Origin of the sequence: Actinoplanes sp. NPDC051470 (genome assembly GCF_040682035.1) — a bacterium.
Taxonomy (GTDB): domain Bacteria; phylum Actinomycetota; class Actinomycetes; order Mycobacteriales; family Micromonosporaceae; genus Actinoplanes.
In genome coordinates this window covers 36,868-56,108 of record NZ_JBFBAA010000023.1, presented here as the reverse complement: position 1 = coordinate 56,108, position 19,241 = coordinate 36,868, and the positions used below count along the sequence as shown (strand labels likewise).

At 70.6% G+C, this 19,241-nt stretch carries 22 protein-coding genes and 1 pseudogene; 5 read left to right on the top strand and 18 right to left on the bottom strand.

Annotation, left to right across the window (positions count from 1 at the left end; all coding sequences use genetic code 11):
• The first annotated feature begins 10 nt into the window (after positions 1 to 10).
• From AB0M54_RS32715 to AB0M54_RS32705, 3 genes are all read left to right on the top strand, one after another.
• Positions 11 to 949 (top strand): tyrosine recombinase XerC, encoded by a 939-nt coding sequence (locus AB0M54_RS32715; protein WP_364315366.1) that lies wholly within the window; start codon positions 11 to 13, stop codon positions 947 to 949.
• A 17-nt stretch (positions 950 to 966) separates the two neighbouring features.
• Positions 967 to 2,148 carry an aminotransferase class V-fold PLP-dependent enzyme gene (locus AB0M54_RS32710; RefSeq protein WP_364315364.1) on the top strand — a complete coding sequence of 394 codons (1,182 nt, stop codon included), beginning with the start codon at positions 967 to 969 and terminating at the stop codon, positions 2,146 to 2,148.
• Positions 2,149 to 2,465: 317 nt separating this feature from the next.
• A complete protein-coding gene (locus AB0M54_RS32705) occupies positions 2,466 to 2,909 on the top strand; it encodes an AAA family ATPase (RefSeq protein WP_364315361.1) in 444 nt (147 codons plus the stop codon).
• Positions 2,910 to 2,929: 20 nt separating this feature from the next.
• Here the strand turns inward: AB0M54_RS32705 and AB0M54_RS32700 are convergent.
• From AB0M54_RS32700 to AB0M54_RS32635, 14 genes and pseudogenes are all read right to left on the bottom strand, one after another.
• Positions 2,930 to 3,301 (bottom strand): annotated as a pseudogene (locus tag AB0M54_RS32700) (peptidoglycan DD-metalloendopeptidase family protein); the annotation flags it as partial.
• A gap of 130 nt (positions 3,302 to 3,431) precedes the next feature.
• Positions 3,432 to 3,755, bottom strand: coding sequence for a DUF2469 domain-containing protein (locus tag AB0M54_RS32695; protein ID WP_285682857.1), 324 nt, complete (start codon positions 3,753 to 3,755; stop codon positions 3,432 to 3,434).
• The gene (locus tag AB0M54_RS32690; RefSeq protein ID WP_364475596.1) at positions 3,752 to 4,561 is read right to left on the bottom strand and encodes a ribonuclease HII; all 810 of its coding nucleotides are present in this window, start codon (positions 4,559 to 4,561) and stop codon (positions 3,752 to 3,754) included. The genes AB0M54_RS32695 and AB0M54_RS32690 overlap by 4 nt, the downstream gene beginning before the upstream one ends.
• A complete protein-coding gene (locus AB0M54_RS32685) occupies positions 4,561 to 5,016 on the bottom strand; it encodes an NUDIX domain-containing protein (RefSeq protein ID WP_364315356.1) in 456 nt (151 codons plus the stop codon). The genes AB0M54_RS32690 and AB0M54_RS32685 overlap by 1 nt, the downstream gene beginning before the upstream one ends.
• A gap of 47 nt (positions 5,017 to 5,063) precedes the next feature.
• Complete coding sequence (gene lepB / locus AB0M54_RS32680; RefSeq protein ID WP_364315353.1) at positions 5,064 to 5,711, bottom strand: signal peptidase I; 648 nt, start codon at positions 5,709 to 5,711, stop codon at positions 5,064 to 5,066.
• Positions 5,708 to 6,568, bottom strand: coding sequence for a signal peptidase I (lepB, locus tag AB0M54_RS32675; protein ID WP_364317116.1), 861 nt, complete (start codon positions 6,566 to 6,568; stop codon positions 5,708 to 5,710). The genes lepB (AB0M54_RS32680) and lepB (AB0M54_RS32675) overlap by 4 nt, the downstream gene beginning before the upstream one ends.
• Positions 6,569 to 6,772: 204 nt before the next feature.
• Positions 6,773 to 7,132: a 50S ribosomal protein L19 gene (rplS, locus tag AB0M54_RS32670; RefSeq protein ID WP_364315350.1), complete on the bottom strand. Its 360-nt coding sequence runs from the start codon at positions 7,130 to 7,132 to the stop codon at positions 6,773 to 6,775.
• A 123-nt stretch (positions 7,133 to 7,255) separates the two neighbouring features.
• Entirely contained in the window at positions 7,256 to 8,020 is a 765-nt protein-coding gene (trmD, locus tag AB0M54_RS32665) for a tRNA (guanosine(37)-N1)-methyltransferase TrmD (RefSeq protein ID WP_364475594.1), read from the bottom strand.
• Positions 8,021 to 8,029: 9 nt separating this feature from the next.
• Complete coding sequence (gene rimM / locus AB0M54_RS32660; RefSeq protein WP_364317113.1) at positions 8,030 to 8,527, bottom strand: ribosome maturation factor RimM; 498 nt, start codon at positions 8,525 to 8,527, stop codon at positions 8,030 to 8,032.
• 17 nt (positions 8,528 to 8,544) lie between these two features.
• The gene (locus AB0M54_RS32655) at positions 8,545 to 8,802 is read right to left on the bottom strand and encodes an RNA-binding protein (protein ID WP_014447131.1); all 258 of its coding nucleotides are present in this window, start codon (positions 8,800 to 8,802) and stop codon (positions 8,545 to 8,547) included.
• Complete coding sequence (gene rpsP, locus AB0M54_RS32650; protein ID WP_364315344.1) at positions 8,780 to 9,301, bottom strand: 30S ribosomal protein S16; 522 nt, start codon at positions 9,299 to 9,301, stop codon at positions 8,780 to 8,782. The genes AB0M54_RS32655 and rpsP overlap by 23 nt, the downstream gene beginning before the upstream one ends.
• A 159-nt stretch (positions 9,302 to 9,460) precedes the next feature.
• Positions 9,461 to 10,108 carry a DUF402 domain-containing protein gene (locus AB0M54_RS32645; protein ID WP_364475592.1) on the bottom strand — a complete coding sequence of 216 codons (648 nt, stop codon included), beginning with the start codon at positions 10,106 to 10,108 and terminating at the stop codon, positions 9,461 to 9,463.
• On the bottom strand, positions 10,108 to 11,514 hold the full coding sequence (proS, locus tag AB0M54_RS32640) for a proline--tRNA ligase (RefSeq protein WP_364315338.1): 1,407 nt from the start codon (positions 11,512 to 11,514) through the stop codon (positions 10,108 to 10,110). Before proS ends, AB0M54_RS32645 begins: the two co-directional genes overlap by 1 nt.
• Positions 11,515 to 11,535: 21 nt before the next feature.
• Positions 11,536 to 12,612 carry an amidohydrolase family protein gene (locus tag AB0M54_RS32635; RefSeq protein ID WP_364315337.1) on the bottom strand — a complete coding sequence of 359 codons (1,077 nt, stop codon included), beginning with the start codon at positions 12,610 to 12,612 and terminating at the stop codon, positions 11,536 to 11,538.
• 101 nt (positions 12,613 to 12,713) lie between these two features.
• Here AB0M54_RS32635 and AB0M54_RS32630 point away from each other — a divergent pair, with 101 nt between their 5' ends.
• On the top strand, positions 12,714 to 13,124 hold the full coding sequence (locus AB0M54_RS32630; RefSeq protein WP_364315336.1) for a hypothetical protein: 411 nt from the start codon (positions 12,714 to 12,716) through the stop codon (positions 13,122 to 13,124).
• A 59-nt stretch (positions 13,125 to 13,183) separates the two neighbouring features.
• Here the strand turns inward: AB0M54_RS32630 and AB0M54_RS32625 are convergent, their stop codons facing one another.
• The 3 genes from AB0M54_RS32625 to AB0M54_RS32615 all read right to left on the bottom strand — a co-directional run bounded on the left by AB0M54_RS32625 (position 13,184) and on the right by AB0M54_RS32615 (position 15,683).
• Complete coding sequence (locus AB0M54_RS32625) at positions 13,184 to 13,798, bottom strand: Uma2 family endonuclease (protein ID WP_364475590.1); 615 nt, start codon at positions 13,796 to 13,798, stop codon at positions 13,184 to 13,186.
• Between the two features lie 61 nt (positions 13,799 to 13,859).
• Positions 13,860 to 15,413, bottom strand: coding sequence for a signal recognition particle protein (ffh, locus tag AB0M54_RS32620; RefSeq protein WP_364315331.1), 1,554 nt, complete (start codon positions 15,411 to 15,413; stop codon positions 13,860 to 13,862).
• A gap of 30 nt (positions 15,414 to 15,443) precedes the next feature.
• Complete coding sequence (locus AB0M54_RS32615) at positions 15,444 to 15,683, bottom strand: hypothetical protein (RefSeq protein ID WP_364315329.1); 240 nt, start codon at positions 15,681 to 15,683, stop codon at positions 15,444 to 15,446.
• A 186-nt stretch (positions 15,684 to 15,869) separates the two neighbouring features.
• On the opposite strand from AB0M54_RS32615, the gene AB0M54_RS32610 reads away from it, so the two are divergent.
• Positions 15,870 to 17,882: an acyltransferase family protein gene (locus AB0M54_RS32610; RefSeq protein ID WP_364475588.1), complete on the top strand. Its 2,013-nt coding sequence runs from the start codon at positions 15,870 to 15,872 to the stop codon at positions 17,880 to 17,882.
• On the opposite strand, the gene AB0M54_RS32605 is transcribed toward AB0M54_RS32610, so the two are convergent.
• On the bottom strand, positions 17,841 to 19,232 hold the full coding sequence (locus AB0M54_RS32605) for an FAD-dependent oxidoreductase (RefSeq protein ID WP_364315324.1): 1,392 nt from the start codon (positions 19,230 to 19,232) through the stop codon (positions 17,841 to 17,843). The two genes, AB0M54_RS32610 and AB0M54_RS32605, sit on opposite strands and share 42 nt — an antisense overlap.
• Positions 19,233 to 19,241 lie beyond the last annotated feature (9 nt).

Sequence of the window (19,241 nt, the reverse complement as noted above, 5' to 3'; positions counted from 1 at the left end):
GTCAAGGGCGATGAGCACGCGGGAGATCCACGAGGCGCTGCCGCCGGCGATGCGCGAGGCGGCCGACGAGTTCGGCCTGCACCTGGCACGGGTCGAGAACCGGTCGGCGCACACCGTCCGGGCGTACCTCGGGGATGTGGTCTCGCTCCTTGATCACGCCGCGCGGGAGGGTTGCGCGTCGCCGGCCGACCTGGACATCGCTGTTCTCCGGAGCTGGCTGGCGGCGCGGCTGCGGGAGGGCGCGGCGCGGACGTCCCAGGCGAGGCGGGCGGCCGCGGCCCGGGCGTTCACCGCGTGGGCCCATCGCGAGGGCCGGGCCGGCGACGACGCCGGCGCCATGCTGTCGAGCCCACGGGCACATCGTGACCTGCCGACCGTCCTGCGCAGCGACCAGGCGGCCGAGCTGGTGGAGGCCCCGGCGGCCGCGGTCACCGACGATCCGGTGGCCGCCGCGATCGAGTTGCGCGACCGTGCCGTCCTCGAGGTTCTCTACGCGACCGGCATCCGGGTCAGCGAACTGTGCGGCCTCGACCTGTCCGACATCGACGACGGCCGCCGCGTGCTCCGGGTCTTCGGCAAGGGCGCCAAGGAGAGGACCGTTCCGTACGGCCTGCCGGCCCAGCGCGCCCTCGACGGCTGGCGCGACCGGGGCCGCCCTCGACTGACCACCCAGCGCGAGGCCCTGTTCGTCGGCCTCAAGGGCGGCCGCCTGCAGCAGACCGTCGTACGCCGCATCGTCGCCGCCGCCGCCCAGGCCCGCGGCCTGCCGCACACCAGCCCGCACGACCTCCGCCACTCCGCCGCCACCCACCTGCTCGACGGCGGCGCCGACCTGCGCGCCGTGCAGGACCTGCTCGGGCATTCGTCGCTGTCCAGCACCCAGATCTACACCCACGTCTCGACCGAGCGGCTGCGCGCGGCATTCAAGCAGGCCCACCCCCGGGCCTGATCATCTACCCTTCAGTGATGAGAGAACCGCCACCCGCCATCCCCGGCGCGCGCCTGCTGTTCTCGCTCGACCCGGCCGTGTCCTATCTCAACCACGGCTCGTTCGGCGCCGTCCCGATCAGCGTGCAGCGAACCCAGCAGCGGCTGCGCGACGAGGCCGAGTCGAACCCGATGAAGTTCTTCCACCAGGGCCTCGACGACCGTGTTGTGCACACCCGCCGGCACGTGGCCGGTTTCCTGGGCGCCGACCCCGACGGCAGCGCGCTGGTCGGCAACACCACGATCGGCGTCTCCCTGATCCTCCAGTCGGTGCGCATCAGCGCCGGCGACGAGGTCCTGATGACCGACCACGCCTACGGCGCCGTGGCCCTGGCCGTCCGCCGCCAGTGCCGCCGCGCCGGCGCCACCGCCCGCACCGTGGCCCTTCCGCTGACCGCCACCCACACCGAGGTGGTCTCGCGCATCCGCAACGCCCTCCGGCCCGGCCGCACCAAACTCCTGGTGATCGACCAGATCACCTCGCCCACGGCCAAGGCCTTCCCGGTTCGCGACCTGGCCGCCGCCGCCCGCGAACACGACATCCCCATCCTGGTCGACGCCGCCCACGTCCCCGGCATGCTCCCGGTCGACGTGTCCGCCCTCGGCGCCGACTTCTGGGTCGGCAACCTGCACAAATGGGCCTTCGCCCCGCGCGGCACGGCCCTCCTGTCGGTGGCCTCCCCGTGGCGCCGCAAGATCGACCCTTTGGTCGTCTCCTGGGCTCAGGAGAAGGGCTTCCCCCACAACGTCGAGTTCCAGGGCACCCTCGACCCGACCGCCTGGCTCTCCGCCCCCACCGGCCTGTTCGTCCTGCGCACCCTCGGCGCCGACGCCGTCCGCTCCCACAACGCCGCCCTGGCCGCCTACGGCCAACGCGTGGTCGGCGAGTCCCTGGGCTACGCCCCCGACGACCTTCCCGACCCCGGCGACCCCCACGTATCGATGCGCGTCGTCCCCCTGCCCGCCGGCCTGGCCACCACCACCCCCGAGGCCCACGGCCTACGCGACCACATAGCCGACCAGCTCTCCATCGAAACGGCCATCAACGCCTGGGGCGGCCGCGGCTACCTGCGGCTGAGCGCCCAGATCTACAACACCCCCGACGACTACCACCGCCTGGCCGCCCGCCTCCCCGACTTCCTACGCCCCCTCCAACGCTGACCGCCCTTCCCAACCCAAGATCAAGAACCAGATGTCGCAGCGGGGTGGTGGGTACAGACCGCTGCTCCCGCCGAGGCCAGTCCGGGCGGCCGCACGCTCCGCTTCCGCGCCCGCCCTCCCTGCACCCTGAGTGAGTGGTCACCCCCGCCGCTAACGCGGCCCACCGCACCGCCCCCCGCCGCCGCCAGGGTCCACCCACCCACCGGGTGGTAGCCCAAAGCGCCATCCCGGCCCCTAATGCCGCGCAGACCTACCACCGCCAAGCGCAACGGGCGACACCAAAGCCGCCTGGCGGTGGGCGGGACATAGCCTTAGACATGGCGCGAGTGCTGCTCACCGGAATGTCAGGCGCAGGCAAGAGCACCCTCCTCGAGGCCGTCGCCCGGCGCGGCTACACCACCGTCGACACCGACTACGACGGTTGGGAGCTGCCCGGCGCCTTGTGGGACGAGCCCAGGATGAGCGCGCTGCTCGCCGAGCACCCCACCATCGCCGTCGGCGGAACCGCGCAGAATCAGGGCCGCTTCTACGACAGGTTCGAGCACGTGATCTACCTCCGCGTCCCGCTGGAGGTGCTGCTCGACCGGGTGCGCGCCCGGACCAACAACCCCTACGGCAAGACCGCCGAGCAGCAGGCCGACATCACCCGCTACGTCGCCGAGGTCGAACCCCTGATCCGCCGGACCGCCACCCTCGAACTCGATGGCCGGCTGTCGGTCTCCGCGCTGGCCGACCGCGTGGAGAACTGCCTGTGTCAGTGACAGACACGACCACACGCATCTCAGAGCGGAAGCAACCGCACCCGCCCACGCCCCAGCAGGACCATCGGGTCGAGATAGACATCACCGCTCCGCAGCCCCCAGTGCAGGCAGGCCGGGGACGGACACCCCGGATGCCCCGCATCCACCCGCCCTAGAACGTCGCCGGCCCGGACCACGTCACCGACGGCAACCGCGGCCGTGACCGGCTCGTAGGTGGTCCGCAGCCCACCAGCATGCGACACCGTGATCACCCCGCGGCCGGCGATCACCCGGGCGACCAGGACCGTCCCGTCCCGGGGCGCCACCACTGCCGCCCCGACCACGGCAGAAAGATCAACCCCGCGGTGCCCGGCCAGCCACGGCGCCGCCGGCGGGTCGAAGGGACGAACGACCACCCCGGGCGCCACCGGCCCGAAGATCAACGCCAGAAGCAGCAACAGCATGCGGGAAAGCATGCCCAACCAGAAGGGCCCCCGAGGGGGCCCTGTGGATAACCGAAGAACTAGCCGGATGACCGAAGAACTAGCCGCCGAACCCGGCGTTGTCCGGCAACGAGATGTCGGGCTTCTCGAGCTCTTCCACGTTGACGTCCTTGAACGTCATCACGCGGACGTTCTTGACGAAGCGCGCCGGCCGGTACATGTCCCAGACCCAGGCATCATGCATCTCGACCTCGAAGTAGACCTCGCCGTCGGAGTTGCGGACGTGCAGGTCGACCTGGTTGGCGAGGTAGAAGCGGCGCTCCGTCTCCACGACGTAGGAGAACTGGCGGACGATGTCGCGATACTCCCGGTAGAGCTGCAGCTCCATCTCGGTCTCGTACTTCTCGAGATCTTCTGCGCTCATCGCTTCTCGCCCTCCATAACCTCATCTTCCCCCACCGCTGGCGATCGCCCCGGCGGCTCGCCCGACGCCACGCCGACGGTACCCCCCTCCGCAGGCCACAGCGTAAGCGGCTCGGCCGTGGTGACCGCCGGGCGCCGAGCGCGGGGCGGGCGGTTGCCGCGGCCGGAGGCGACGGCCACGTTCACGTACGAGAAACGGTGCTCGGCGCACGGCCCATGCTTGGTCAGGGCCGCGCTGTGCTCGTCGGTGATGTAGCCCTTGTGTTCCGCGAAACCGTAGTCGGGGTACTGCCCGTCGAGCTCGACCATCATTCTGTCCCGGGTGACCTTGGCGAGCACGCTGGCCGCGGCCACGCAGGCGGCGATCCGGTCACCTTTCCAGACGGCCAGGCCGGGCGCGCCCAGCCCGTCGACCGGGAAGCCGTCGGTGAGCACGTAGTCGGGCCGGGTGGTGAGCGAGGCCAGCGCCCGGCGCATCGCGGCCAGGTTGCACACGTGCAGGCCGCGCTGGTCGACCTCGGCGGGCGGGATGACGACCACCGACCAGGCGAGGGCGCGCTTGACCACCTCGGCGTAGACCCGCTCGCGGGCCAGGGGGGTGAGCAGCTTGGAGTCGGCCAGTTCGGCGATCTCGCCGCGCTTGCCCTCGGGCAGCATGGCCGCGGCGGCCACCAGCGGGCCGGCACAGGCGCCACGACCGGCCTCGTCGGCCCCGGCCACGTTGCGGAAGCCGCGGCGCTGCAGGGCCCGCTCGAGGGCGTAGAGGCCGCCTTCCCGGCGGATCACGGTGCGTGCGGGGGTCAGCATCAGGCACCACCGACGAGCCGGCGGAGCAGGTCGGCCAGCTCGGCGGGGAAGATCTGCTCGTCCGAGGTGGCGATCTCGTCGGCCGACCACCACCGATGTGCGTCGATGGTGGCACGCTCCTCCGGGTCGAAACCGGCGGTGTCGACTTCCCACTCGTCGATCCGTACGAAATAGAAGTCTTGATCTTGCCGAAAGGTCCGGCCGTCGTAGCTGAACTCGGTCACCTGGTGCCAGACCGGCTGGCCGAGATCGTCCGGGCTGACCCGGAGGCCGGTCTCCTCGAACAGCTCGCGGGCGGCGCCCTGGGCCGACGTCTCGTCCGGCTCGAGGCCGCCGCCGGGGGTGAACCACCAGCGGAGGCCGGGCCGGGCCGGATCACTCCCGCGCAGCAGCAGGGTACGGTCGGCCCGATCGACGAGCACGACTCGTGCGGCACGGCGGTCGAGGACGGTCACGGCACCCACCTTATTGCGCCGACGGTCGATCTCTCGACCGCGGGCGGTCACTTGGCGGCGGCAGGCTCCGGTACGCCGTTGAAGGTGTCCGGCACCGACAGCCAGGTCGCCCTGTTCACCGGCCAGAAGACGGTGAACGCGCGCCCCACGATCGACTTGTCCTCGATCGTGGCCTCCTGGATGTTCTGGGAGGTCTCCCAGTGTTCCAGCGAGTCGGCCGAGGCTTCCCGGTGGTCACCCATGACCCACAGACGACCGGCCGGCACGGTGATGTCGAACGGCTCGTCGGCCACGGCGTTCCGGGTTCCGTCGGCGTCGGTGTAGATGTACGGCTCGTCGATCGCGTGACCGTTGATCGTCAGGCGCTGCTTGTCGTCGCAGCACATCACGTGGTCGCCGGGCAGGCCGATGATGCGCTTGATGAAGTCTTCGCCCTCAGTGCCGCTCTGCCAGGTCTTCGGCGCCTCGAAGACGATGATCTCGCCGCGGCGCGGGTCGCGGAAGTCGTAGACGAGCTTGTTGACGAGCACGCGGTCGAGCACGTTGAGGGTGTGCTCCATCGAGGGCGACGGGATGTAGAAGGTCTGCAGCACGAACGCCCGGACCAGGACGGCGACCAGGACCGCCACGCCGATGAGGATCGGCAACTCACGCCAGAAGGAGCCGGAGCGCTTCTCGGTCTGCTCGTCAATCACGATCGGAGCCTACGTCGCCGGGGCACGAACGGCAGTCCGGAACGCGCGGACAAACCCGCAGTTAACAGGAATGGGAGCATCAGTGCCCCCGTCTCCGGATCGGGGTCGGGTTCCTTGGCCGGCGGCATCCCGACCGGCTCCAGGGCGAAGTTCTTCCAGTTGTCCGGCACGTCCAGGCTGGTGAACCGGCTGGTCGGCCAGACGATCACGAAGGCGCGCCCGATCACGTTCTCGACCGGCACCGGGCCCTGGCAGCGGGCGTCCTGGGAGACACCGCGGTGGTCACCCATCACGAAGAGCTGGTCGCTCGGAACGGTGACCTCGGCGAAGCGCCGGCTGGTGCACTGCTTCGGGTTGGGCGGGGCTTCCAGCGAGGAGTTCTCGAAGATGTACGGCTCGTCGATCGCCTCGCCGTTGACGGTGATCCGGCCCTGTTGATCGCAGCAGGCGACCTTGTCGCCGGCGACCCCGATCACCCGTTTGATGAAGTCGCGTTCCCCCGGGCGGCTGACGCCGACGAGGTCGCCGATCGTGCGGCCGAGCTTTGCCGAGAAGGTCTGGCTGATCGGCTCGGTCGGCGTCTCGCTGGCCCAGGTCTCGGGGCCGCGGAACACCACGATCTCACCGCGCAGCGGGTCACGGACGTCGTAGATGACCTTGTTGACCAGGACCCGGTCCTTGATCTCGAGCGTCTGCTGCATCGACCCGGAGGGGATGAAGAACGCCTGGACCAGGAACGTGCGGATCAGAACCGCGAGGCAGAAGGCCACGATCAGCAGGAGCGGCAGCTCCTGCCACAGGGGCATCTCCTTGCGCCGGATGATCCGGCCCCGGCGGGGTCGCCGGCCCGGCGACATCCCACCCGGATAGCCACCTGAATAGCCGCCCATCTGTCCCACGCTACGCATCTCCCGCCGCCGTCCGGACTACAGGCCCCGGATACAGCACTACCGCCCGGAGACGTCCTCGACAGACGAATACGGGCGGCAGTGCGAACGAAGTTCATCCGTCACTGGCGCAAGAGTAGTTCGCTCTCGGCGCATCCGACGGATCGACGGCCGTCAGCCGACGTTCTGCTTCTCCCGCAGCTCCTTGATCTTGGCCTTCTTGCCGCGGAGCTCACGCAGGTAGTAGAGCTTGGCCCGGCGCACGTCACCGCGGGTCACGACCTCGAGCCGGTCGATCTGCGGGCTGTGGATCGGGTACGTACGCTCGACGCCGACGCCGAAGCTGATCTTGCGGATCTTGAAGGTCTCACGGAGGCCGCCGCCCTGACGGCTGATCACGACGCCCTGGAAGACCTGGACCCGGGAGCGGTTGCCCTCGACGACCCGGGCGTGCACCTTGATGGTGTCGCCGGCGCGGAAGTCGGGGATGTCGGTGCGCTGCGACTGAGCGTCGAGAGCGTCCAGCGTGTTCATTTCGCTGCATCCTTGCTTACTCACAGCGCACCGGGAGTTCGATGCGCAGATGGGGTACCACTGACCCCGGCTGACCGGAGTCCTCGCTCGCCACTCACGGCGTGAGGGCGAACGGCAACCTCACTACTTTGCCACACCGGGAGGCGGGATCTGAAATCCGTACTCGTCCAGCGCCACCCTGTCCTTTTTGTCCAAATTCTCGGCCGGGTAAACGTCCATCAGGTCGGGGCGGCGCGAGGCCGTGCGCAGCAGTGATTGGGTACGCCGCCAGCGCGCGATCCGCCCGTGGTCGCCCGAGCGGAGCACCTCCGGGACGTCCCGCTCCCGCCACGACGCCGGCTTGGTGTAGACCGGCGCCTCGAGCAGACCGGCCGCGTACGACTCCTCGGTCAGCGAGTCGGCGTTGCCCAGCACCCCGGGCAGCAGCCGGGTGACCGCCTCCAGCACCACGATGACCGCCACCTCGCCACCGAACAGCACGTAGTCGCCGAGCGACACCTCGCGCACGGGCATCCGGGTGGCCGCGTCGTCGATCACCCGCTGGTCGATGCCCTCGTACCGCCCGCAGGCGAAGATCAGGTGGTCCAGCCCGGCCAACTCGTGCGCGTCGGCCTGGGTGAACGGCTTACCCACCGGGGACGGGACCACGAGGGTGGCCGAGGGGGAAGCGACAGCGTCCAGCGCCTGGCCCCACGGCTCCGGCCGCATGACCATGCCCGGCCCGCCGCCGTACGGGGTGTCGTCCACCGTCCGGTGCACGTCCGACGTCCAGGTCCGCAGGTCGTGCACGGTCAGGTCGAGCAGGCCGGTGCCGCGCGCCTTGCCGATGAGCGACAGTTCCAGCGGCGCGAAGTACTCCGGGAAGATCGAGACGATGTCGACGCGCACAAGAGCCTCTCAGAGGTCCAGCAGGCCCTCGGGAAGGTCGACGACCACCCGGCCACCGGCCAGGTCGACGGTCGGCACCATCGCGGTGACGAACGGGATCAACGCCGACCCGCCGCCCGATTTGTCGAGAACCAACAGATCGGAGGAGGGCGCGTGGTCGATCCGAGCGACCGTGCCCAGTTCATCGCCGCCGACGGACACGACCCGAAGACCCACGAGCTGGTGGTCGTTGAACTCGTCCGGGTCTTCCGGCTCCGGGATGCCGGCCGAGTCGACCCGCAGTTCCGTGCCGCGTAATTCTTCGGCGCCGTTCCGGTCGGCGATGCCCTCGAACTGGGCGATCACCCGACCCTGATGCCAGCGCAGAGCCTCGAGCGTGAGCGTGCCGGAGGCGGTGGTGAACACCGCCCCCGGCACGAAACGTCGCTCCGGCTCGTCCGTACGCACGGTGACCAGGACTTCGCCCCGGATGCCGTGCGCCTTACCGATGTGTCCGACGACGAGCAGCATCTGACCGGCGCGGGTCAGTAGGCGTCGACGATGTCGACGCGGATACCGCGCCCACCGATCGACCCGATGACCTGCCGAAGCGCCTTGGCCGTGCGTCCGCCGCGCCCGATGACCGTTCCCAGGTCTTCGGGGTGCACACGGACCTCGAGCCGCTTGCCGCGGCGCGAGTCGACCAGACGCACCCGGACGTCGTCCGGGTTGTCGACGATGCCTTTGACGAGGTGCTCCAGCGCGGGCCGGAGCGCCCCGTCAGCTCGCGTCGGCGCCGGCACCGGCCGGGTCCTCTGCGGTCTCGGCGACGGCCTCGCGGTTGGGCTCGGCCGGGTCGACGGCCTTGGTCTGCGCCGGCTTGGCCTCAGCGGCCTCCGGGGCGGCGGCAGCCTTGGTGGCCTTCTTCGCCGGCTTGGTGGCCTTGGCCGGCGCCTCGACACCGGCGGCCGCCTTGGCCTCGGCCTCGTACGTCGCCTGGCGGTCGGTCTTCTCGGCCGCGACGAGCAGCGGCGGCGGCGCGGGCAGGCCCTTGAACTGCTGCCAGTCGCCGGTCTTCTCCAGGATGCGCTGCACGGCCTCGCTGGGCTGCGCCCCGACGGAGAGCCAGTGCTGAACCCGGTCGGACTTGACCTGGATCAGCGAAGGGTGCTCCTTCGGGTGGTAGATGCCGACGTACTCGATGGCACGGCCGTCGCGCTTGGTGCGTGCGTCGGCGATGACGATGCGGTACTGCGGGTTGCGGATCTTGCCCATCCGCAGGAGCCGGATCTTAACGGCCACGGTTCTTTACGCTCCCGAATGATTTGCGTGGGGTGAGTCGACGGAGCCCACGTGGGGTTGCGGGACCGATGCCTCGTCTGGACCTGATCGCGCACCGAGGGGTTAGAGGGCGCCTCGCGCGGACCGATACCAGCTCACCATTGTGCCAGACACCCGGAGCTACCGAGGAACCGGGGGACGATCCCATCCGTCCGGCAGGCCGGGCAGCTCCCAGGACGGGTCGGGGACGAAGTCGGTCCAGGTGCCGTCGAACGGGAACTCCCCCGCCTCGGCGATCTTGACGACCCGCCGGCCCTCGGCCCGGACCGCGGCCTCGTCGGCCACCCAGTAGTGGTCGGGGAAGCCGAGGCGCTCGGTGAACTCGTCCTCGTCCTTCCACTCCCAGGTGCGGTCGGGGTGCACGACCACGTCGAGGTCCTGGTCGACGACGTCGATGCCGGCCACGGCGCCGTCGTCCCACCGGACGCCGCGCTCCTCCAGGTTCACGTACCAGCTGTCGAACACGCCCTCGTCGGTCCAGAACCACCAGACCGAGTGGTCCGCGTCCGGCGGGAAGAGCATCAGGATGCCCGGGCCCATCCACGTGCCGGGGCGATGGGTGTAGTCGAGCGTCACCCACTCGGCGAACGGCATGCCCCGGGTGCCGCGGCCGTCGGCCGAGGCCTCACCGATGGCCGGCGAGTGTCGCTCCAGCCAGACGAGCAGCCCGAGCGGCGTGTCGGAGACCACCCGGACCGGGCGGGCGAACGCGATGCGCCCGCGCCGGGTGTTGCGGTGCACGATCACCTGGCCGGGCTCGAACCCCATCAGTACGAACGCGCCAGGATCGCCACGAGCCCGTCCTCGGTGTCCGAGTCGGGCATCGACCCGTCCTCGCGGACCAGGGCGCGGACCGTGACCGCCTTGCCGTTGGCCTCTTTCTCACCCTCGTCGCCGACGGCCGACCAGGGCAGCCGGGCCCAGCCGGTCTGGGCCGCCTCGAGCGCCTCACCCAGCGTCTTCACCTCGACCGTGCGCTCGGCGCGGAAGGCCAGCGCGTCGTCGTACAGGCGCTGCTGGTCGGTGGTGAGCGCGGCGGTCACCTCGGCGAGCACCCCGGTCAGCGGGACGGACGACTTGGTGCCGTCGATCCGCCGGGCCACCACCACGTTGCCACTGGCCAGGTCGCGCGGCCCGACCTCGATGCGGATCGGGATGCCGCGCAGTTCGGCGTCCACGGCCCGGCGGCCGAACGGCACGTCGGCCCGGTCGTCGAGCTTGACGCGTACGCCGGAAGCCTTGAGCTCGTCGCGCAGCTGGGCCGCCGCCTCGACGACACCCTCGCCCGCCTTGACCACCATGACCTGCACCTGGATCGGCGCCAGCCGGGGCGGCAGCCGTAGCCCGTTGTCGTCGCCGTGCGTCATGATCAGGCCGCCCATCATCCGGGTGGACGTGCCCCAGGACGTGGTCCAGGCGTGCTCGACGGTGCTGGCCGGCGACGTGTACGTGATGTCGAACGACTTCGCGAAGTTCTGACCGAGCTCGTGCGACGTACCCATCTGAAGGGCCTTGCCGTCGCCCATCATGCCTTCGAGCGTCATCGTGTTGGTGGCGCCGGCGAAGCGCTCACCCTTGGTCTTGCGGCCCGGCACGACCGGCATGGCCAGCACCTGGACCATGAAGTCCTCGTAGACGTCGGAGTGGATCTGCCGCGCGTAGGCCCGGGCGTCGTCCTCGGTGGCGTGCGCGGTGTGCCCCTCCTGCCAGAGGAACTCGGTGGTCCGCAGGAACGTGCGGGGTCGCAGTTCCCAGCGCACCACGTTCGCCCACTGGTTGAGGAGCAGGGGCAGGTCACGGTACGAGTCGACCCACTTGGCCATGAACTCGCCGATGACCGTCTCGCTGGTCGGGCGGACCACCAGCGGCTCGGCCAGCTGCTTGCCACCCGCGTGGGTGACCACGGCCAGCTCGGGCGAGAAGCCCTCGACGTGTTCGGCCTCGCGGCGCAGGTAGGACTCCGGGATGAACAGCGGGAAGTAGGCGTTCTCGGAGCCCGCCTCCTTGATCCGCGCATCCATCTCGGACTGCATGCGCTCCCAGATGGCGTAGCCGGCCGGCCGGATCACCATCGTGCCGCGCACCGGCCCGTTGTCGGCCAGTTGCGCCTTGGCGATCAGGTCCTGGTACCAGCGGGGGAAGTCCTCCGCACGGGGAGTGAGCACGCGAGCCATGGGAAGGCATCCTAGTGCGGGCTACTTGATCACTCGCCCCCGGAGCACGATGCGGCTCGGCGCCTTCACCACGGCGAGGTCCTTCCTCGGGTCGGCGGGGTAGACGACGAGGTCGGCCGGCCCGCCCTCGACCAGGCCCGGGAAGCCCAGCCACGCCCTCGCGCCCCAGCTCGCGGCGGCCAGGACGGTCTCGGCCGGCAGCCCCGCCCGCTGGAGCAGGAGCATCTCGTCGGCGGCCAGCCCGTGCTCGATGCCGCCGCCCGCGTCGGTGCCGACGAAGATCGGTACGCCCGCCTCGTACGCCGCCGACACGACCGAGGGGAACCGGTCACGCAGCGCGATCATGTGGTCGGCGTACCCGCCGAATTTCGCCCTTGCCTTGTCGGCGATCGTCCCGAACGTCAAAATGTTGATCATCGTCGGCACCAGCGCCGTCCCCCGGCGCGCCATCTCGTCGATCAGGTCCAGCGTGATGCCCGTGCCGTGCTCGACCGAGTCGACGCCGGCGCGCACCATCATGGCCACGCCCTCCTCCGAGAACGTGTGCACCGCGGCCCGCGCCCCGTTGGCGTGGGCGGCCTCGACCGCGGCCGTCATGGTCGCCTCGTCCCAGCTCGGCGCCAGGTCACCGGTCTCCCGATCGAGCCAGTCCCCCACGATCTTCACCCAGCCGGTGCCGGCCTTGGCCTGCTCGGCGACGGCCGTGGCGACGTCGTCCCCGGCCACCTCGATCCCGATGTCCCGCAGGTACCGCCGGGGCGCGGCCACGTGTTTGCCCGCGCGGGCGAGGCGGGGGATGCCTGGTTCGTCGTCCAATTCCGGGTACGGGTACGGCGACCCGGCGTCGCGCAGGGCCAGCACACCGGCGTCCCGGTCGATGTAGGCCAGCTCGCGGGCCTCGTCGAGCCCGGTGATCGGCCGCGGCCCCCGCGCGATGCCCAGGTGGCAGTGCGCGTCGACCAGCCCCGGCAGGACCCAGCCCTCGCTCGCGACGGTCTCCGCCCCCGCGACCGGTTCGTAGGTCACCCGGTCTCCGACCAGCCACAGATCCCGGACTACACCCTCGGGGAGAACCACCCCACGCACATGCAACGCCACGGGTCGTTCCTACCACGATCACCGCTTACCTAGATGTCCGTAAAATATGAATCGCGTTACTTCGTCCGAACCGCCTCGGGCTCGGTCCGTTGTGGAGAGACATGAAGAAGCGCACAGCCGTAACCCTGCTGATGGCAGCCACCCTGACCACCGGCGCGATGGCGGCAACACCCGCGATGGCCGCCGAACCCACCACCGCCTCGAGCGTGCTGGTCACGTACGTGCATGAGAACGGTTCGACCTTCAAGTCGATCCTGAACGACACCGACTCGATCGCCGCGGCCCGCGACCAGCTGGCCGGCGGCGACAACGCCAGCCACCCGAGCGGCCGCATCGTCTACGGCGCCGCGAACGAGAACATCGGCTGGACCTGGCATCTCGAAGGCACCCGCCAGGTCGATGCCGACATCGAGATCTGCGACGGCACCCCCGAGGACGTCGAAACCCACGCCATCACCTCGACCACGTACTGCCCGTGGGGCGCCCGCCCGATCGCCATCCAGGACCTCTGACCCACCCGACGGACGGGAACGGCCCGACCATGGGCCGTTCCTACCCGATCCGGCCGACGTCAGCGCCGTGAGGCCCGCGCGATGTACTCGTTGCGGCGACGGGTGAGGGCCGGCAGATCGATCGTGACCTCCCACGGCACGTCGACCGTCACCACGTCGGTCGTCTCGGTGTGCCGGTGATAGACGTTGTTGTCGCCGAGGAGGAACTGGGTGAAGGAGATCTGCTCGGTGTACAGATCGACGATCCAGTAGGACGGGATGCCGCTCACCGCGTACTGCTTGCGTTTGATCTTCCAGTCCCGGCTGATCGAACTGGGCGACACGACCTCGACCGCGAGCAGGACGTCGGTGTGATGAATCAGCGAGTCCAGGGATGCGCTCGCCTCGATCACCAGGATGTCCGGTCGTCGTTCGGTGTGTTCGTCCACCATGACCGCCCGCTCTTCGCCGACCGCGTAGTCGAACGGGCAGCCGACATCGATGGCGTTGGCGATCGCGCGGCAGATGATGCTGTGAACCGTCGGCGCTGCGGGGGACAAGACGAGCCTTCCGTTGATCAACTCATAGCGAAGATCCTCGGGAAGGCGCGCCAGCTCAGCGACGGTCACATCGGTGCGATTGAGCAGGTCCTGCACGTCGGGGTGGAGATCGGGACGGCTGAAGGCAGTAGTCATCGACAGCTCCTCACGAGGGGTGCCGTCGATGTTACTAGACATGAGACTAGCTGTCGCCTGACTACTTGTCGTCGTCTTTCTTGGGCTTCATGAGCTTGTTGAAGTCGAGGTTGGGGAGCTTGAAGCCCGGCGGCAGGCCCTGGGCGCCGTCGCCGGCCAGGGCGGTCGGGTCGAAGCCGGGCGGCAGCTGGGGCATTCCGCCGCCGCGGGGCAGGCCGCCGGGACGAGGACCGCGGCTGCCGCCCTTCGTGCCCTTGCGCTTGTTCTTCGGGCTCTTCGTGGCCTTGCGCCGGCCACCGCCGGGCAGGCCCATCATGCCGCCCATCTGCTTCATCATCTTCTGGGCGTCGGTGAAGCGGTTGAGCAGCTGGTTGACGTCCATCACGGTGACGCCGGAGCCGCTGGCGATGCGCGCGCGGCGGGAGCCGTTGATGATCTTCGGGTTGGTGCGCTCGCCGGGGGTCATCGAGCGGATGATCGCGGTGACCCGGTCGAAGTGCTTGTCGTCGAGCTCGGCCAGCTGGTCCTTCATCTGGCCCATGCCGGGCATCATGCCGAGGATGTTGGCGATCGGGCCCATCCGGCGGACGGCGATCAGCTGGTCGAGGAAGTCTTCCAGGGTGAACTGCTCGCCACCGAGCAGCTTCGCCGTCATCTTCTCCTTCTGATCGTCATCGAAGGCCGTCTCGGCCTGCTCGATGAGGGTCAGAACGTCGCCCATGCCGAGGATGCGGCTGGCCATCCGGTCGGGGTGGAAGACGTCGAAGTCCTCGAGCTTCTCACCGGTCGACGCGAACAGGATGGGTTCGCCGGTGACATGCCGGACGGAGAGCGCGGCGCCACCGCGGGCGTCACCGTCGAGCTTGGAGAGCACCACGCCGGTGATGCCGACGCCGTCGCGGAAGGCCTCGGCGGTGGCCACCGCGTCCTGGCCGACCATCGCGTCGATGACGAAGATGACCTCGTCGGGGTTGACCGCGTCGCGGATGTCGCGGGCCTGCTGCATCATCTCGGCGTCGATGCCGAGGCGGCCGGCGGTGTCGACGATGACGATGTCCTTGGCGGTGCGCCGGGCCACGTCGATGGCCTCGCGGGCGACCTGGACCGGGTCGCCGACCCCGTTGCCGGGTGAGGGGGCGTGGATGTCCACACCGGCCCGGCCGGCCAGCACCTGGAGCTGGTTGACCGCGTTGGGCCGCTGGAGGTCGGCCGCGACCAGCAGCGGCTGGTGTCCCTGGCCCTTGAGCCAGCGGGACAGCTTGCCGGCCAGCGTGGTCTTGCCGGAGCCCTGGAGGCCGGCCAGCATGATCACGGTCGGTGGCTGCTTGGCGAACTGGAGCCGCCGGCCCTCGCCGCCGAGGATCTCGATGAGCTCCTCATGGACGATCTTGATGAACTGCTGGGCCGGGTTGAGCGCCTGGGAGACGTCGGCGCCGCGCGCCTTCTCCTTGAGCGAGCTGATGAACGACCGGACCACGGGCAGCGCGACATCCGCCTCCAGCAGCGCAAGGCGGATCTCGCGCGCGGTGGCGTCGATGTCGGCGTCGGTCAGCTTCCCCTTGCCGCGAAGCTTGGTGAAGATGCCGTTGAGGCGGTCACTGAGGTTGTCGAACACGTCCGCAAGCCTAGCTTCCCGCCGCCGCCCTTACCGGTTGCGCATCCGATAGGTCTTGGCGGCCGCCTCGATGCGGCGCTGGGTGCGGGTTCCGGGGGCGATCTCACGCTTGACCCGGCTGTAGAGCCAGGCGCCGCCACCGATCACCGCGGCGCCGATGATCAGGTACCAGACCCAGCCCAACAGGGCGCCCAGCACGTTGACCGCGACCCACCCCACCACGACCACGCCGGCGATCAGCGCCACCAGGTATGCGATGCCCTTGCCCATCATTGCCTCCGTCGGTTGGCCCGGTCTCCACCATGCGCTCTCGACGCAACGTCCCGCATCAGTCTGTCGCCTGAGCCGCACCCTTAGGGGGCACCGACGCAGATGGGTCGATATCGACCGCAACCCCGCCCGGCACGTGTCCGTTGAGGGTCTGAGATCGGACACCGGGAGCGGAAGGGGTGACACGTGACGGTCACCTATCCGCGGCAACACCGGCAAAAAGCCGCCGAGCCGACCAGGCGCCGCGACATCGAAGGGCTGCGCGCGATCGCGGTGCTGCTGGTGGTGCTCTTCCACGCGGGCGTCCCGGTGGTGCGCGGCGGCTTCGCCGGGGTGGACGTGTTCTTCGTCATCTCCGGCTACCTGATCACCGGGCAGCTCGTCCGCGAGCGCCGGCTGGCCCGCTTCTACGCGCGGCGCTTCCTCCGCCTGCTGCCGGCCGCGCTGCTGGTCAGCGGGGTCACGGTGGCCGCGGCGGCACGCTGGCTGCCGCCCCTGCGGACACCGGAGATCGCCGGCGACGGGCTATTCGCCGCGCTCTACGGCATCAACTACCGGCTGGCCGCCACGGGCGCCGACTATCTGTTCGCCGAGACCGCCCCGTCGCCGCTCCAGCACTTCTGGTCGCTGGCCGTGGAGGAGCAGTTCTACCTGGTCTGGCCGATGCTCTTGCTGGCCGGGTGGGCGCTGGGCCGGCGGCGCGGGGTCACCGTCGCGCTGATCGTGGTGGTGGCCGGTTCGTTCGCGGTGTCGCTGTGGCAGACCGCGGCCAACCCGACGTGGGCCTACTTCGGACTGCATACCCGGGCCTGGGAGCTGGGGGCCGGCGCGCTGCTGGCGGTGCTGGCGCCGCGCGTTCCCCGCCGGTTCGCCTCGGCGCTGAGCGGGGCGGGCCTGGTCGCCATCGCGCTGGCCGCCGTCGTTCTCGATTCACAAACCCCCTTCCCGGGGTACGCCGCCGCGCTGCCCGTGGCCGGCGCCCTGGCCGTGCTGGCCGGGGGCATCACCGCGCCGTCCGGCCTGCTCTCCGAATCGCCGCTGCAGGCCGTCGGGCGCCTCTCCTACTCCTGGTACCTGTGGCACTGGCCGTTCCTGACCATCGGCCCGGCCGCGCTGGGCGTGACCGCGACGCTGCCGGTCAAGCTCGCCCTGGCCGCCTCGGCCCTGGTCGCCGCTTCCCTGACGTACGCCATCATCGAAAATCCCCTCCGTCACCTGACCGCCCTGCGCGACCGCCCACGCCGGACCGTGGCCGCCGGCCTGGTCGTGAGCCTGCTCGCCGCGGCCGCATACCTGGCCGTGACCCGGGTCGACCGGGCGCCGGTGACCCGCTATCGCGCGCCGGTCCTGACCGCCTGGTCCGCCGAGCGCCTGGCCGCGAGGATTCCGGCGGTCCCGGCCAACCTCACCCCGTCGCTGCGTACGGCGAACAAGGACCTGCCGCGCGTCTACCCGGACGGCTGCGCGTCCGAGCTCACCGACCCGACGGTCCGGCGGCCCTGCGCGTACGGCGACGTGACCTCACCGGAGACCGTGGTCCTCTACGGCGACTCGCACGCCGCGCACTGGTTCCCGGCGCTCGAGGCGATCGCCCGCGACCGGCACTGGCGCCTGCTCGTGGTGACCAAGAACTCCTGCTCGGCCGCGGCCACCCGGATCTTCCAGGTGAAGCTCAACCGGCCCTTCAACGAGTGTGTGGCGTGGCGGCGGAACGCGTGGGCGTACATCGCCGCGCGGCGGCCGTCGCGCGTGTTCATGGCGTCGGCCGCCGTCGGAGGCACCGTGGTCGACGCCTCCGGCGTACCGCTGACCGATCCGACCTGGACCGACCGGGCCTGGCTCGCCGGCTGGGCCGAGACCACCGACCAGCTCGCGTCGAGCGGCGCCCGGCTGTTCCTCCTGGAGGACACGCCCTATCAGGCGCGACCGCCGTTGGCATGCCTGTCGCGGAACCCGGCGAACCCGCGCGCCTGCGAGGTGGCGGCGGACAGCGCGCTGCCGGGGCCGGACCGCCGCCGGGCGATCGCCGCCAAGCTGCGCACCAAGGGCGTGACCGTGATCGACCCGACGCCGTGGTTCTGCACGCCGGCCCGCTGCCCGGTCATCGTCGGGAACGTACTGGTCTTCCGCGACCCGGGCCACATGACCGCCACCTGGTCACGGCTGCTCGCGCCGCAGCTCGCCCCGCTCGTCGACTAGCGACGGCGTCACCGGCGGGAGCGGGTTGCCGCGGGCGCGGAAGGAGCGCCACAGCACGTCGGGACGGGCCAGCACGGTCGGGTGGGCCTCCATCTGCATGACCGCCTGGAACAGCTTGTTGACCTCGCGGTCGGTGGTGGTCGCCTCGACGACCTGCTGCACCATCCGGCGCCGGAGCCGGCCGAGCCACGACACCTCGGCGCCGTCCCCGGAGGTGGAGATGCCCCACGCCGCGTCCACGACGACCCTCTGCAATTCCAGGAAGGCGCGGGCCGGAGCGTCCAGATCGGGGTCCGTGCGGAGGTATTTCGCCAGGCAGGAGGCGTGCAGGGCGGCCGACGACATGCCCTGCCCGTAGATCGGGTTGAACGAGGCCACCGCGTCGCCGACCGGGACCAGCCGGGCCGGGAGCCGCTCGCAGGCGGTGTAGTCGCGGCGCCGGCTGTCCGCCTGCCGATAGGTCAGCACGTCACGGACCACCTCGCCGCTCGCCACGACCCCGAACGGTTCGGGCAGCTCGGTGCGGCAGCGCCGGACCATGTCCTCGACGGTGCGACCGGGCCGGTCGTCGCCGACCCCGGCCACCATCATGATGTAGCGGTCGCCCTCGATCGGGGTGAAGTTCGCGCCGCGCAGAAAGGCGTCGGGTGCTTGGAAGGCCAGGCCCAGGTCGACGTCGTAGCCGCCCGGCGGCCGGCGGAAGAACGCCGTGGCGTAGTTGATGCCGGTGGTCACCCGGGTCATCGGCGGCTTGTCCCAGCCGGCCTCGGCCAGCCAGCCGCTGACATTGCTGGCCCGGCCCATCGCGTCGACGACCAGGTCGGCCGGCTCTCGGCCGGTCTCCAGCCGCACACCGGTCACCGCGGTGGCGCCGAACTCGAGCCCGGTGACCCGGCCGGTGATCACCTTGACGTTCGGGACCTGGGCCAGCTCGGCGCGGACCCGGCTCTCCAGGAACGGCCGGGTCGAGGTGAGCAGGTCGAGGTCGGCGCCGGCCACCTTGGGCACACCCAGCGAGTACGACACCATGCGCTGCGTCGGCACCCGCACCGCCCCGGCCGCCACGGCCCGGTCGGCAAAACCCGGGAACCAGCGTTCGAGCTGAAGCTTCCCGCCCTCCAGCAACGCGTGCACCTGGCTGCCCTGGGGCACGCCCTGGCGCGGCTCTGCGCCCGAGACCTCGTCCCGCTCGATGATCAGGACCGTGTCGGCGTGGTCGGCGAGCACCCGCGCCGCGAGCAGCCCGGCCATGCTGCCGCCGAGCACGACGGCCGTGCCCAGGCGGGCCGGGGTGCCCGGCGGTGGCGTGGTGTCGGAGATCTCGGCGAACGTGGCGGCGGCAGACGGCATGCCTCCATT

Excerpts from the sequence above, each read along its gene's own strand:
- lepB (WP_364317116.1), bottom strand. The coding sequence starts at position 6,568 with ATGTCGCCGGGCCGGCGACCCCGCCGGGGCCGGATCATCCGGCGCAAG.
- AB0M54_RS32695 (WP_285682857.1), bottom strand. The coding sequence starts at position 3,755 with ATGAGCGCAGAAGATCTCGAGAAGTACGAGACCGAGATGGAGCTGCAG.
- proS (WP_364315338.1), bottom strand. The coding sequence starts at position 11,514 with ATGGCTCGCGTGCTCACTCCCCGTGCGGAGGACTTCCCCCGCTGGTAC.
- AB0M54_RS32645 (WP_364475592.1), bottom strand. The coding sequence starts at position 10,108 with ATGGGGTTCGAGCCCGGCCAGGTGATCGTGCACCGCAACACCCGGCGC.
- AB0M54_RS32615 (WP_364315329.1), bottom strand. The coding sequence starts at position 15,683 with ATGGGCAAGGGCATCGCATACCTGGTGGCGCTGATCGCCGGCGTGGTC.
- AB0M54_RS32705 (WP_364315361.1), top strand. The coding sequence starts at position 2,466 with ATGGCGCGAGTGCTGCTCACCGGAATGTCAGGCGCAGGCAAGAGCACC.
- AB0M54_RS32690 (WP_364475596.1), bottom strand. The coding sequence starts at position 4,561 with ATGCTGACCCCCGCACGCACCGTGATCCGCCGGGAAGGCGGCCTCTAC.
- rplS (WP_364315350.1), bottom strand. The coding sequence starts at position 7,132 with ATGAACACGCTGGACGCTCTCGACGCTCAGTCGCAGCGCACCGACATC.
- AB0M54_RS32710 (WP_364315364.1), top strand. The coding sequence starts at position 967 with ATGAGAGAACCGCCACCCGCCATCCCCGGCGCGCGCCTGCTGTTCTCG.
- AB0M54_RS32630 (WP_364315336.1), top strand. The coding sequence starts at position 12,714 with ATGAAGAAGCGCACAGCCGTAACCCTGCTGATGGCAGCCACCCTGACC.
- AB0M54_RS32625 (WP_364475590.1), bottom strand. The coding sequence starts at position 13,798 with ATGACTACTGCCTTCAGCCGTCCCGATCTCCACCCCGACGTGCAGGAC.
- AB0M54_RS32605 (WP_364315324.1), bottom strand. The coding sequence starts at position 19,232 with ATGCCGTCTGCCGCCGCCACGTTCGCCGAGATCTCCGACACCACGCCA.
- AB0M54_RS32715 (WP_364315366.1), top strand. The coding sequence starts at position 11 with ATGAGCACGCGGGAGATCCACGAGGCGCTGCCGCCGGCGATGCGCGAG.